Origin of the sequence: Borrelia parkeri (genome assembly GCF_023035815.1) — a bacterium.
Classification (GTDB): Bacteria; Spirochaetota; Spirochaetia; order Borreliales; family Borreliaceae; genus Borrelia; species Borrelia parkeri.
Window position 1 is genome coordinate 885,012 of record NZ_CP073159.1, and the last position, 14,685, is coordinate 899,696.

General features: G+C 27.6%; 8 protein-coding genes. 4 read left to right on the top strand and 4 right to left on the bottom strand.

The window, feature by feature from the left end; genetic code table 11:
- Positions 1-3: 3 nt before the first annotated feature.
- Positions 4-2,541 carry a type I DNA topoisomerase gene (topA, locus tag bpSLO_RS04230; protein ID WP_025407270.1) on the bottom strand — a complete coding sequence of 846 codons (2,538 nt, stop codon included), beginning with the start codon at positions 2,539-2,541 and terminating at the stop codon, positions 4-6.
- Positions 2,542-2,616: 75 nt separating this feature from the next.
- Here topA and sbcD point away from each other — a divergent pair, with 75 nt between their 5' ends.
- The 4 genes from sbcD to bpSLO_RS04250 are packed head-to-tail and all read left to right on the top strand — an operon-like array spanning position 2,617 to position 8,298.
- Complete coding sequence (gene sbcD, locus bpSLO_RS04235; protein ID WP_025407269.1) at positions 2,617-3,849, top strand: exonuclease subunit SbcD; 1,233 nt, start codon at positions 2,617-2,619, stop codon at positions 3,847-3,849.
- The gene (locus bpSLO_RS04240) at positions 3,836-6,685 is read left to right on the top strand and encodes an AAA family ATPase (RefSeq protein WP_025407268.1); all 2,850 of its coding nucleotides are present in this window, start codon (positions 3,836-3,838) and stop codon (positions 6,683-6,685) included. Before sbcD ends, bpSLO_RS04240 begins: the two co-directional genes overlap by 14 nt.
- A gap of 47 nt (positions 6,686-6,732) precedes the next feature.
- A complete protein-coding gene (locus bpSLO_RS04245; RefSeq protein WP_025407267.1) occupies positions 6,733-7,671 on the top strand; it encodes an ROK family protein in 939 nt (312 codons plus the stop codon).
- The gene (locus bpSLO_RS04250; protein ID WP_025375810.1) at positions 7,672-8,298 is read left to right on the top strand and encodes a copper homeostasis protein CutC; all 627 of its coding nucleotides are present in this window, start codon (positions 7,672-7,674) and stop codon (positions 8,296-8,298) included. It abuts the gene before it with no gap.
- A 202-nt stretch (positions 8,299-8,500) separates the two neighbouring features.
- Here bpSLO_RS04250 and bpSLO_RS04255 read toward each other — a convergent pair whose 3' ends face one another.
- The 3 genes from bpSLO_RS04255 to bpSLO_RS04265 are packed head-to-tail and all read right to left on the bottom strand — an operon-like array spanning position 8,501 to position 14,618.
- The gene (locus tag bpSLO_RS04255) at positions 8,501-9,355 is read right to left on the bottom strand and encodes a hypothetical protein (protein ID WP_025375811.1); all 855 of its coding nucleotides are present in this window, start codon (positions 9,353-9,355) and stop codon (positions 8,501-8,503) included.
- Positions 9,343-12,477, bottom strand: a complete 3,135-nt coding sequence (gene ileS / locus bpSLO_RS04260; RefSeq protein WP_025407266.1) for an isoleucine--tRNA ligase — start codon at positions 12,475-12,477, stop codon at positions 9,343-9,345. Before ileS ends, bpSLO_RS04255 begins: the two co-directional genes overlap by 13 nt.
- The gene (locus bpSLO_RS04265) at positions 12,462-14,618 is read right to left on the bottom strand and encodes an AAA family ATPase (protein WP_025407265.1); all 2,157 of its coding nucleotides are present in this window, start codon (positions 14,616-14,618) and stop codon (positions 12,462-12,464) included. Before bpSLO_RS04265 ends, ileS begins: the two co-directional genes overlap by 16 nt.
- Between the last annotated feature and the right edge of the window lie 67 nt (positions 14,619-14,685).

Genomic DNA, 14,685 nt, shown 5'->3' on the forward strand with positions numbered 1-14,685 from the left:
ATCCTATATTAGTCCAAAAATATAAGTTGCATCTATTTGATTAAGGTCAATATCAGTAGGCAAATCAACCTTTTTTCTCTTAATTTTAGCATAAAATCTATCATTTTGTTTGTAAACATAAATTTTATTTCCAACTTTATTTTTTGCTAGTGGTATTATTTTTACAATAATTCCGTTTTTTTCTAGTTTTGCGTCTAGCAGTTTAATTGATTCTTCTAGTGTTATTTCGTATGCTTTTGTGTCTTTTTTTAATGGGCATATTATGCTGTTGTTTTCAGTTTTAATATAATCTCCAAAAACTCCTGTTGTAGCAATTATTTTTTCATGAGTTTTTGGATATTCGCCAATTGTTTTTGGAAGTGATAGTAATTTGAGAGCAAGTTCTAGGGTTATATTTTCATTTTCTATATTTTTTGTTGACATTTTTTTAGCTTTTATGATTTTAGGTTTTTTTGGTTTACCTGTTTTTGTGAATTCTTGTGGAGCATAAATATCCTCTCCAAGTTGGACAATTCCTCCATATTTTGAGTTTTTATATATTACGTTAAGTCCTGTTTCAGGATCGATTCCTAATATATTGGGTTGTATTTCTTTTTCTGATATTATTTTTTTTATTTCATCTTCTTTGTATAAGTTTTCTAATGGTGTTGTTACATTAATCGCGTAATTATTTCCATTAAAAATTAAATAAGGACCAAACTTGCCAAGATTGACTTTATAACTAAATTTTTCGTTATTAGTGTATTCATAGACTATTCTAAATTCTTCAGGGCTAATAATGGGTTCTATTTTATTTATTGTATTCTTAAGACCTTCTTCTCCATGATAAAATTTATTTAGATATTTTATTTTGTCTAGCGTGCCTATTGCAATCTTATCTAGATTTTCTTCCATGTGGGATGTAAATTTTAGTTCAATTAGTACAGGGAAATATTTTTTTAAGAGATTTATGACAGCAGCTCCTTTTATTGTTGGAATTAGTGTGTTATTGTGTTTAAATATATATTCTCTTTCAAAGAGTGTTGAGATAATAGTAGAATAAGTTGAAGGACGTCCTATACCTTCTTTTTCAAGTTTTTGTACAAGTGATGCTTCTGTATATCTAAGTGGAGGTTTTGTCTCATGCTCTTCTGGTTTTACGTCTAAGATTACAAATTTATCACCTTCTTTTATGAGGGAAAAATCTATGATACTGTTTTCATAAGGTTCTTTACTATTTTTTAGAAAGCCATCAAAAATGATTGTTGTGAAACTTGTTTTAAAAGTTAAATTTTCATACTTCAATGTTATTTTAATAATTTTTTTTCTTGCGTCTTTCATTACGGATTCAATAGTTCTATCCCATATTATTTTATATATTTCTCTGGCAGTTTCGCTTTCTATTTGTATTTGTTCAGGAGAAGTAAAGAGTTCAGAAGGTCTTATAGCTTCATGTGCATCTTGAGCCATTTTAGCTTTGGTATATAATCTGTCATTTGTTTCTATATATTCTTCACCATATTTTTGTTTTATAATAGTTTTTATTTTTTCTTTTGCAGTCTTGGCAATGTTATAAGAATCTGTTCTTATATAAGTTATGTAGCCGTGCTCATACAGTTTTTGTGCGTAATTCATAATTTGTTTGGTTCCTATTTTTAATCGTCTGTTTATCTCTTGTTGAAGAGAAGAGGTGATGAATGGTTTAGGAGGAGCTTGTTTTATTTCTTTTGTTTCAATTGAAATCACCTTGATCTCTTTTGTGTTATTTAACTCCTTTGTAAGCATATTCATTAATGTTTTGTCTATTACAATTGTTTTGTCAGGATCGTGTAAACACCCTGTGTCGTTTACAAAGTCTTTGCTCTCAGCTACATTTTTGTTCTTAATCTTTTCAAGTATTGTTTTAATCTGTATATCATTTTTATTGTGTTTGCATTCAAGTGTAATGGAATAATAATTTGCTTTCTTAAAATTTATTCTTGTCATTTCTTTTTCTATGATTAATTGAAGGCCAACGGATTGTACTCTGCCGGCAGAAAGTCCGTAAGCAATTTTTTTCCAAAGTAGAGGAGAGATAGTATATCCATACAGTCTATCTAGTATTCTTCTTGTCTCTCCGGCATTAACGAGATTCATATTAATTTCTCTTGTATTATTTAGTGAATCGATTATTGCACTTTTTGTAATTTCATGAAATACCATTCTTTTATAATTTTTAATTTGTAATACTTCTTTTAAATGGAATGCTATTGTTTCACCTTCTCTATCTTGGTCAGTGGCAAGATAGATTTCATCTTTCTCTTTTATGAGGTTTTTGAGTTTTTCAATTACTGTTTTTTTGTTGTTTGGGATAATGTAGAGCGGTTTAAAGTCATTTTGATGATCGATAGAGAGAGTTGCCCATTCAAATTTTTTGTACTCTTCAGGTATTTCTTTAGCACTGTTTGGCAAATCTCTTATATGTCCTATGCAGGCTTCTACTAAGAATGAGTTATCAAGATATTTCTTTATCGTTATTGCTTTTGTTGGTGATTCTACTATTATTAATTTTCTTTGTTGCATAAAACCCTTATATATATATAATATAACATAATGTATAAATTATTGTAATTTTTCAATAAAAATAGTGCGGTATTTATGAGTACTTATAGAGTTTTACATACGTCTGATTGGCATATTGGTAAAAAAATTGGATATTTTTCTAGGATTGGTGAGCAACAGAAGTTTTTAAGTTTTTTATTGGAATTTATTAAAAATGAAAAAATTGATCTTTTACTTATTGCTGGTGATGTTTATGATTCAAAGAGGCCTGGACTTGAAGAACAAAAATTAATAAATGATTTTTTTTACGAGTTATCTTTTACTTCTTGTAAATGGTGTGTAGTTATTACTGGAAATCATGATAAAAGAGATTATTTTAATCTTAATAAAAAGATACTCTCAAAGTTTAATTTTTTTTTAGTTACTGGAAATGAACTTTCTAGTCAAGTGGTGTTTTTAGAAGACCGTGGTGATATTAAGTTTATTATTATCTGCATGCCTTATATTAATGAAAGACTTATTGTGGATCAAGATTGTAAAAATATAGAATTACATAACGATGTCTTTCTTAAAAACCTTGAAAAAGCTTATAAAGATCAAATATCAAATGTTATTGGGTCCCTTGATGAGCAGTATCTTCATATTCCTAGAATATTGATTGCACATTCTTTTTTTTCTAGTAGTAGTGTAGTTGGTAGTATTGGAAATAGTCCTATTTTACCTGTGAGTATTTTTGGTAATAATTTTTCTTATGTTGCGCTTGGACATATTCATAATTTTAAAAAGTTAAAAGATAATGTAGTTTATTCAGGTTCACCAATTCAATATTCATTTGATGAGGATATTAAAAAATATGTAAATATTTTATTTTTTAGTGAAAGTAAATTAGTTGAACAAAGTAAGGTTTTACTTCCTGTATTTGGTAAATTGTACTTTTTACAAGGCTCTTTTAATAAGATTATGAATGATTTGCATAAGATTAAGAATGAAATTTCTTATCTATGTTACTTAAAAATCGAACTTAATGAGAAAGTGGCTGCGGAATTTGAAGAACAGATTTATGACTTTGCAAAGTCAAGTTTAATCAATATATTTGATATTTATTATCATTGCATAGATTCAGAAGAAGACTCCTTACAAAAAGGACGAATGTTGCTTAGTAGAGATGAAGTATTAAGTAGGGATGAGAAGTATTTTTTCCAGGAAAAATTAAAAAAAGATATTAAGAATGGTTTTAGGAGAGGAAATAAATTTAGGGAAGAAGAACTTATTGCTCTTTTTGAAGAAGTATTACTTAAGGGAAGAGCAGGCGAATATGAGGATAAATAATTTAGTATTTAAAAATATTGCTTCTTATAAAGGTGAATATGAGATAAATTTCGATGTTCCTGTTTTACAAAAGTCGGGAATTTTTTTGATTTCTGGCAATACTGGAACTGGCAAGAGTACAATTTTGGATTGTATTACTCTTGCTCTTTATGCACGAGTGTATAGACTTGATAAAAATATTTCAGATTCAATTTCGAAAGGTTTTGATAGTGCTTATGTTAAGCTTACTTTCACTGTTTCTGGAAAAGTTTATGAGTCATTTATTGAACTTAATACAAGACAAAAGGAAACACCAAAAAATATGGTACTTACTTGTTTTAGTGATGGGAGTTTGATTGAGAATAAAGATGATGTTTTGTCTTATATAAAGAGTCTTTGTAGGTTAGATTTTGAACAGTTTTGTCAAACTGTTATTTTGCCTCAAGGTAATTTTCAGGAGTTTTTAACTTCAAATCCAAAAAATAAAACAGCAATAATTGACAATATTTTTAATTTAAAAAAGTATGATGATATAGAAATTTTTTTAAAGAAAGAATTAGAACTTACAAAATTCAAGAAAGAAAGATTAGTATTTTTAGATACGGAAGAAAGAAACAGACTGAGCATTAATAAAAAAAAGATAAATGAATTGAATGAATCTTTGAATTTAATTAATGTAGAAATTTTAAGAGAAAATCTTGACAATGTTTATAAGTTGATAGTTATTTGTGAAAAACTAATAAAGTTCAATCAAAATTATTTAGATATTCGACATAGGATAGATAATTTAGAATTGGAATTGTCTTCTAAAGTTGTGTTCATAAAAAAATTAAATCATGAGTATTTTTTGCAGAAAAAGGTTAAATCAGAATTAGATGAAAAGCTTAAGTTTTATAATTCTAATGATTTTTTGGATTTAAAAAATTTTGTTCAAAGGCAAAGAGAACTATTAAATGATAAAAATCGGTTTTCGTTAGAGCTTTTAAGTATTCAAAGGGACTTAGAAGAATTGAAATATTTAGATTTAGATAATTTTAATTTTGATTATGTAAAAGAATTATATTATGAGAATGTTATTTTATGTGAGATGAATTTTGATGAGGAAGCTTATGATAGATTGCTTGTAAAAGAGAAGCAATTGGAAACTCAAAGAAAAAAATTATTAGTAGAACAGAAGAGAAAAAACGTCGAAATCAAAAGTATTAATTCAGAAAAAATATCATTTGATTTTGATAAATATGTTTATTATGAGGCATTAAAGTTATTGAAGGGGTTTTATGAAGAATTAATATTGAGATATAAAAATGGATTAGACTTGTTATTAAAGTCAAATGATAGTGATTTATCACAAGCTATTGAGATAAATATTAAAATTGATTTATATAGAAATTTTTTAGAACATCTTAATAACAATAGACAGTCTGTTGAGAAAGATATAGAGGATCTTAAACATCATGAGGATGCATATAAAGTATATCAAGGAAAAGAAAAATTAAAAATCAGTAGTTTAAATGAGCTCTTAAAATTGAATTCAAAGCTTCAAGTTTTGCAATCTGAGTTAGATATTCTTAAAGTTGCTATCTTGCATAATAAAGAAAGTAAAATTAAATGGGAGGGTTGTGTCTTAAATTTTAAGAAAAATAATGCAGAAATTTTAAAAAGAATTGGTCAAAATTTATTTCAAAAATATATAGATTATTCTAATAAGGATAAGATTTTGATTTTTGAAGGTAAACTTAAGGAAATGGCAGCTTTAAAATTAATGTTCAATGATTTAAATTCCAGAATTTCTTTAAAGGAAGTAGAAATTAAAGAAAATTTAGGTAAGATAAGAATTTTATTATCTAATATTAATTTAAAGATAAGTCTAAGTGAGCCCGCTTTAATTGAGAGAGAGTTTGAAAAATTTTTAAGGTCTAAAAGAGACATAGAAAATGATCATATTAAATTGAATTTATGTCTTGATAATATAAGTAATGAAAAACTTAAACTTGAGAGTCAAATTGAGATTATGAAACAAACCATATTAGGTTTTAAAATGGAGCTTAAAGATGAACTTGCTAAGTTTACTTCTAGTTTTGTTGATTTTAAAAGATCAATTAAAGGTTTTTTTTGTGATAAGGATCCTATTTTTTCACTTGATTCTTTAAAACCTAGTAAGAATAGTTTAGAGCATTTTATGAAGTTGAAATCTAATTTTATGTCTCAGATTGAGTTTCTCTCTAAAGATATTAGTAAGTATGAGGCAAATTTTTCAAGTTTGCAGATTCTTAAAGCAGAACTTAATACACATGAGATTAATTTAGAAAATATTAAGAGTGAATTAAGTAGTGTAAATGAGCGTAATGATAAATTAGAAATTTTAAAGAAAGTTGTTACTACTTCTCCTAGTTTAAAGTATTATGTTCAGAGTTTTTTGATTGATGAGATTTTAAGTATATCAAATAAAAAGTATTTAAATATTATTCTGCCTGATTTTGAGCTTGAAATTAATACAAATAGTAAAGATTTTAATTTTCTAGTTAAGAGCAAAAAAGATGGAAATATGACCCGTAGTGTTAAAACTTTATCTGGTGGTGAGAAATTTCTTGTATCTTTATCGCTTTCTCTAGCTCTCTCAGACATGATAAGAGATAGTGATCTTAAAATAGAAGCATTTTTTCTTGATGAGGGATTTGGGAGTCTTGATGAGGATACTTTAAAAATGGTTATTCCAAAGATTTCTGATTTGCAGCGTGTTGATGGTCGTCAAATTGGTATAATATCTCATGTTTCTTATTTGAAGGAAGAGATTAATACCCAGATAGTTATAAGTAAAATTTCAACAGTTTCTAAGATTACTATAGAGAGTTTTTAATGTTTTATTGTATAATTACCTGAATATTTTAAAATATGGAGATTTGTATGGAACGTTATGTTTCAATTGATGTTGGAGGTACTACTACTAAATATTCTCTTGTAGATAGTGGTGGTAATTTCCTTGATAAACATGAAGTTAAATCAGGTACTACTGCTGATGAGCAAGTTGGTATTTTAGTCGATGTAATTAATTCTTATAAAAGAGAAGAAAATATTCAAGGTGTTGCAATTTGCATGCCTGGGTTTGTTGATCCTAAGGGCATTGTAATTAGAGTGAATGCTATTAAAGGATTTACTAATTATCCTTTAAAAGAAAGACTTGAAGCTTTAACAGGGGTGAATGTTGAGATTGAAAATGATGCTAATTGTGTGGCTTTAGCAGAAAAATTTAAAGGGAATGCTATTCATTCTGATGATTTTGTTGCGTTGACTCTTGGAACAGGCATTGGTGCTGGAATATTTATGAATGGAAAACTTTTGAGGGGATATTCTTTTATGTCTGGTGAAATTGGTTTTATGATAACCAGAGGACTTGGAAATAATATTCCTTTTAATTGTAGATGGGAATCTATGGCTTCTGTTGCGGCTTTAAGGAGGAGGGTTGCTGAGCGATTGGAAATGAAATTTGAAGAAGTTTCTGGAGAATATGTTTTTGAGCTTGCTGATAGTGGCAATATACATGCTAGGAATGAAATCGAGCATTTTTTTGAAACTTTATCATTTGGAATTTTTAATTTAACTTTTATTTTAAATCCTGAAAAAATCTTAGTTGGAGGCGGAATAAGTTCACGACCGGATTTAATAAGTAAAATATATGATAAATTAGAAAATTTATGGTCTTTAGAATTGGCTCATATTTATAATAATGATATCAAGAAACTTGTTAGAGTGGAAACAACTAAATTTAATAATGATTCTGGTAAAATTGGAGCATTATATCATTATTTTGTTGAAAATAAATTGTTATGTAATTTAAGTGTTTAGATGATAAGAGAAGCATGTGTTTTTAATATATTAGAGGCTTTAAATGCTGTTAGGCTTGGTGCTGATAGAATTGAGCTTTGTGAAAATACGACTTGTGGAGGAACTACGCCTTCTTATGGCACCATAAAAGTTTTAAAGGAAATGTTGGACGTTCCTATTGTTGTAATGATTAGACCAAGATGTGGGAGCTTTGTGTATTCTAATTTAGAATTTCAAGCTATGAAGGAAGATATTGAGCTTTGCAAGAGTCTTGGAGTGGACGGTGTAGTTTTTGGAATTTTAAAGGATAATTATGAAATTGATATAGATAGAACTAGAAACTTGCTAAGTTTAGCTTATCCTTTAAAAGTTACTTTTCATAAAGCAGTTGATGAGACTTGTGATATTAGATCTTCTGTGGCTAGTCTTTTAGATATTGGTGTTCATAGAATATTGACTTCAGGAGGGGGTTTCCAAGCGGAAGATTCACTTATGATACTTCAGGATTTAATATTGATGGCTGGAGAAAAATTAGAAATTGTTGTTGCAGGTAAGGTTAGTAAGGATAATGTTGATGCTATTGATACTATTCTAGGTGCGAAAGCTTATCATGGGAGGTTGATTGTTGGTAATTTAAATTTATCTTAAGCTTGTCATTTTGTATTGATTTAAGGTCAAATTAAGTGAATATTTTAATATAAGAAGAGGTTTTAAAATAAAGTTTGAAGGTACAATTTGCACATGCTGATTTTGCCTATATAAGTATGAGATTGTATGTAATTGAAAGACAGTTGCTTTTGTAGGTTATGTGAATTGAGTTTATATAAAAGACGGTATTAAATTTATTTTGTTAATAGTATGGTCTATTTGATTCAGATACTTCGGATTCTTCGTCTTTAGTTAGTATTAAACTTGTTATAAATTCTTTGATGCTTATCTTGTTAACATTAAATTTAAGTTCTACGGTATTTTGATCTTTTATTCTAGTTTTTATAGGACTTGAGATTATGATTTTTGTCGTGCTTGCTAATAGTATTGGTATTAGTTTTTTTGATAAAATAGATAGTATTGCTGGATTATCAGTATGTAAGTAAGCTTGTAAATTATAATCCTGGTTATTTTCACTATTTGCAATGAATATTCCCTTGTCGCAGGGAATACGATTTGTTTTCTTTATGTTATTTGGCATTAGTTTAGCTATATCCTTTATCCAAAAGAATATTTCATTTTGATCGAGTATATCAATATATTTTGTTGTTAGTATGTTTTCATTTTTATGAGTTATTTCTTTTTGATTTATTAGAATTCCTTTTTTATTTTTAGTGGGAGTGATATATATATTTGAATTTTTTATCTTCCATTTTGGTTTTATAAATATGTTTCCATAGGATTCAAAATTTGAGTTATTTTGTATTCCCCAAAAGATATTTTTGGGAAAATTTCCTGTTATTATTGCTGAGAAAGTTTCAGGATCTTTTGTGTAACTTAAGTATAAGTTACCAACAGTGTTAAGTCCGATTTTGTATTTGAATTTGAGTTCATTGTAGATGAATCTGTTTTTAGATAGATTTATGTAAGCGTATATGTCTGATGATGGGTCTAACAACATAATTGAAGATATGTTTTTTTTAGGTGGACAGTAATTTAAAGTTTCACATCCTATAAAAAGAATAGCCATGAAAATTTTAATAATTAGTTTGACCATCTTTTGATACCTATCTTTATGAATATTTCATCGTCAAGTTCTAATTTTGTTAATGCCTTTTCTTTATTAATTTCTATTTTGAGTGTTAAGGTTTCCGTTTTAATATAGCTTTCAAATTGATTTGTTATTTTCTTCAATATATCACTGTTATCTATGTATAGTATTATTCTGTCACTAACATTGAAATTATTTTCTTTTCTTAAATTTTGTACTTTTCTTATAAGTTCTCTTGAGAGTCCTTCTAAATATAATTCTTCTGTTATTAGTGCATCTAATCCAATTGTGACAGAATCTTCATTTATTATTTTTAAATTTTCTCTTTCATGTCTTTCTAAAATTATATCTTTTAGCATAATATCATATGTATTTTCATTGATTTTAATTATATGTTTGTTACCATTTATTATCTTTAATATATCTTCGTTTGTTAGTTTCATTATTTCTAATGATCCTGCTTTCATATTTACGCCAAGTTTACTTCCAAGTTCTCTAAAGTTTGCTTTTGCTTTGTAAGTTACAAGTTCTTCTTCATTGTTTTTGATTTTTATTTCTTTTGCATTAATTTCTTCAAGTATTATTTCTTTCATCTCATTTAGTATTTGTTGTTCTTTTTGATCCTTGGTAACAACATAGATTGTACTTATGGGTTTCCGTATTTTAATATTATGTGATGCTCTGAGTGCTCTTGCGATTGAAACAACTTTTCTTATAAAGTTCATTTTTTCTTCAAGATCTATGTTAATAAGTTTTTCAATTGCTTGTGGATATTTGTTTAGATGGATTGATTCTTTTTCATCTTTAGTCTTTAGATTTTGATAAATTTCTTCTGTTAAGAACGGGATAAATGGAGCAAGCATTAACATTAAGTTTTTTATTACATAATATAGCGTTTCATGGGCATCGATTTTATCATTATCATTCTCGGATTTCCAAAACCTTCTTCTTGATCTTCTGATATACCAATTATTTAGTTTGTCGATAAATGCAAGAAGTTCTTCTATTGATTTTGTTAAATTATATTTATCTATTTCTTCGTTTAATATTTTTTTTAGACTTTCGATTTCGCTAACTATCCATTTATCAAGGATATTAGTTTTGTATAGATTTATGTTATTATTAGGTTCAAATTTGTCAATTATTGCATAAGTTATGAAAAATGAGTAAGCATTCCAGATAGGGATTATAATGTTTTTTAAAACATCTTTAACTCCGTCATCGCTGTACTTTAAATCATCAGCTCTTATCACGGGACTCATTACTAAATAAAGCCTTAAAGCATCAGCTCCAAATGTGTTTATTACTTCCATTGGATCTGTGTAATTTCTAAGTGATTTTGACATTTTTCTTCCATCACTAGATAATACTAGTCCATTAACTATTACATTTTTAAATGCTGTATTTTCAAAAAGTGCAGTTCCTAGGATTGTTAATGTATAAAACCATCCTCTTGTTTGGTCTAGACCTTCTGCAATGAAATCAGCAGGAAAAATATTATGAAAGTTATCTTTATCTTTAAATGGATAATGCTTACTTGCGTAGGGCATAGAACCAGATTCAAACCAGCAGTCTAAAACTTCATTTGTTCGAACATATACACCACCGTATTCACTGGGCCAAGTAATTTGATCAACTTTATCTTTATGTAAGTCATTTACTTTTTGTCCTGAAAGTCGTTCAAGTTCTTCTTTGGATCCTATACATATTTTATTTCCTGTCTTTGAACATATCCAAACTGGTATTGGATTTCCCCAAAATCTGTTTCTACTTATTGCCCAATCTCGTGCATTTTCTAGCCATTTACCAAATCGTCCTTTTTTTAAGTGTGAAGGCATCCAGTTTATTTGCTCATTTGATTTTATGAGTTTTTCTTTTATTGCTTCAATATTTACAAACCATGAGCTTATGGGTCTGTAAATTAGAGGTGAATTTGTTCTGTAGCAAAATGGATATCTGTGTAGAAAATTTTCTCGTTTGAATAAAAGGTTCATTGACTTTAATTTTTCTATTATTTTATTATCTGCATCTTTAACAAATAGTCCTTCAAAATCTTTTACTTCGTTTGTAAATTTGCACTCGGCATCTATAGGTGTTATCATGTCGGTTTTTGTATTATTTTTAAGTATGTTATAGTCTTCTTCCCCAAAGGGTGCGATATGTACTATTCCTGTTCCATCATCAGTTGTGACATATTCTGCTGTATGAATCTTGAAAGCCCCTTTATCCCGTTGGTTTAGGAAATAGTTAAATATGGGTTCATATTCTATTCCTTTAATATATTCACCTTTAAATTGTTCTATTACTGTATATGTTTTTTCATCTTTATAATAGTGATTTAACCTTTTTGTGCCGATTATAAATATTTCATCTTTTTCCTTATCAAATATTTTAGAGTAATCTATATCTTTACCGACAGCAATTCCAAGATTTGTAGGTAGTGTCCAAGGAGTTGTTGTCCATGCGAGTAAGTATTCATTTTTATCTTTGATTTTAAATTTTATAGTTAGTGATGGGTCATGAATTTCCTTATATTCACCGAGATTAACTTCGAAGTTTGAGAGAGGAGTTGCAAGTTTTGGAGAATATGGTAATACATAATAGCTTTCATAAATTAAACCTTTATTATAAAGTGTTTGGAATACCCACCATACAGATTCCATGAAGGTTGTATCCATTGTTTTGTAATTGTTTTCAAAGTCGATCCATCTACCTAGTCTTGAAATTGTTTTTTGCCATTCTTTTGTATATCTAAGAACTATCTTCCTACATTCTTCGTTAAATTTATCAATTCCATATTTTTCTATTTCGTATCTTCCAGAGATTTTTAAGGATTTTTCTACTTCATATTCTACGGGTAAACCATGAGTATCCCATCCAAAATATCTCTTAACCTGTTTGCCTTTCATTGTTTTATATCTTGGAATGATATCTTTAATTGTATTTGGAACGAAGTGTCCAAAATGTGGAAGTCCTGTTGCAAATGGTGGTCCATCATAGAATGTAAATTCTTCACAACCTTCTCTTTGTTGTATTGATTTTTCAAAAATTTTATTATCATTCCAAAATTTTAATATTTTTTCTTCTATCTTAGGGAAATTTACTTTGCTTTCTACTTTCTTGAACATAAGATTTCCTTTTGTTTAATTTTTATATTATTTTGGTCTAAATATATTTTTATTAGATTAATATTGGGATTTTTGAATATTTGATTGATAATTTTTTCTTCTATTTGTTCTTTTATTGCATTTAAAACGCTTCTTGCTCCGGAATTTTTATCATAATATTTGTTGATTATATGATTTTTAAGATTGTCATCAATCTCTATTTTAATATTCTTTAGTCTAAATTTTTTAGTGAGTTCTTTGCAATAATTGTTATAAATTAGGCTGAGGTCTTCTTCTTTTAAGATATTAAGAATTATTTTTTTTTGTATTTTGTCTAGTAGTGATGATTTGAATCTTGTTTTAAGCTCATTGTTGATTTCGTTTTTGATATTTATATTATTGTCTGTTTTCTTAAATCCAATACTTCCCTTGCCAAGTAGTGTTTTGGTGCCAATAGATGTACTTAAAACAATAATGGTATTTTTAAAGGATATTTTGTCTTCTTTACTACTAATTAGCTCTCCGTGCTCAAGTATTTGTTCTATGATAGTAAGCACAGAATTATGAGCATGTTCGATATTTTCAAGTATAATAAAGGCTCTAGGATTATGTTTTAATCTGTTTGTTAAAATACCACCGTCAGCATAGCCTGTATATCCTGGATTCGTTCCTATTAATTTTGATATGGAAGTTTCTTCTCTATAGTCTGACATGTCTAGCTTTAGTATTGAGTTTTGATCCTCAATAATGATGCTTGATATTGTTTTTGCTATCATTGTCTTTCCGCTTCCGCTTGAACCTATGAGCAATATTGATGTTAAAGGTTGCGTATTATTATTGATTTCGAGTTTTGTTTTGACCATTTCTATAATTATTTCATTTATAGCACATTCTTGACCAATTATTTTTTCTTTTATGTGTATTGCTTCTGTTTTAAGCGTATCAATTTCTTCTTTGATGTTAGATTTTATCTTAATATTTAATAGTTCATCTGTTGCGCTTTTAATATCTTCTACATTGATTATTTTTTCATTTGTTTCTTTTTGCTTTTTTTGAGCCCCGGCAATATCAATTAGATCAATTGCTTTATCGGGAAATCTTTTGTTAATTAGATATTGTGATGATATCTTGATAACATTTTCTATGGCTTCTTTTTCATAAGTAACACCGTGATAATCTTCAAAGTTTTTTATTATGTTATTAATTATATTAAGAGTTTCTTTTTCATCAGGTTCTTTGATCGATATTGTTTGAAATCTTCTAGTAAATGCTTTATCTTGAGAAATATGTTTTCTATATTCATCATAAGTTGTTGCACCTATGATTTGTATTGCAGAGCGAGACAAAACGGGTTTTAAAATATTTGCTGCGTCAATAGAGCCTTCGGAGTTTCCAGCTCCTATTAGAGTGTGTATTTCATCGATAAATATTATTATATCTTTATTGTTTTTAATTGATTTAATTATGTTATTTAATCTTTCTTCGAATTCGCCTCTATATTTTGTTCCTGAGACTAAGTCAGAAGTGTCAATTTGTAGTATTACTTTGTTTTGTAGTTTGTTCTTTATTTCTTTATTTGCAATTTTGATGGCAAGGCCTTCAACAATTGCTGTTTTGCCAACACCAGGTTCTCCTATTAAAATTGTGCTATTTTTATTTCGTCGCTCAAGTATGTTTATTAGTGATTGAATTTCTTTTTCACGACCGATTAAAGGATTGAGTTTTTTTTCTTTTGCAAGTTTTGTCAAGTTTTTAACGTATTTATCAATTTCAAAATAGTCATTTGTAAGTCTTATTTCATCTTCGAATTCTTTATATGTTTCAATTAACCTTATTTTGTCTATACTTGCTATCATATTTTCTTCATTAAAGTTGAAGCTTAATTTATTAAGTTTATATTTCTTGAGAAGTTTTTTCGTTTTTAAGATTTGATAAAAAATCTCTTTTATGCCTATTGAAGTTTTAGACTTAAATTCTTTTTTTGTTTGTTCAATAAGAATGAAAATTTCTCTGTTTATCTTTGGAATTATAATTTCATTAGTACCAATTAAAACTTTTTCTAATTTTTCTATTTCACATAATGTATCTTGTTTGATATTTTTTAAAGTTTTGGTATCTATTTTTTTTATCTCAGATTTTTTTGGACAAACTAATATAGACATTAATAAATGCCAAATTGAAACTTCTCTATTTTTATTTTTTCTAGCAACTTCTCTAGCGGCTACTTCG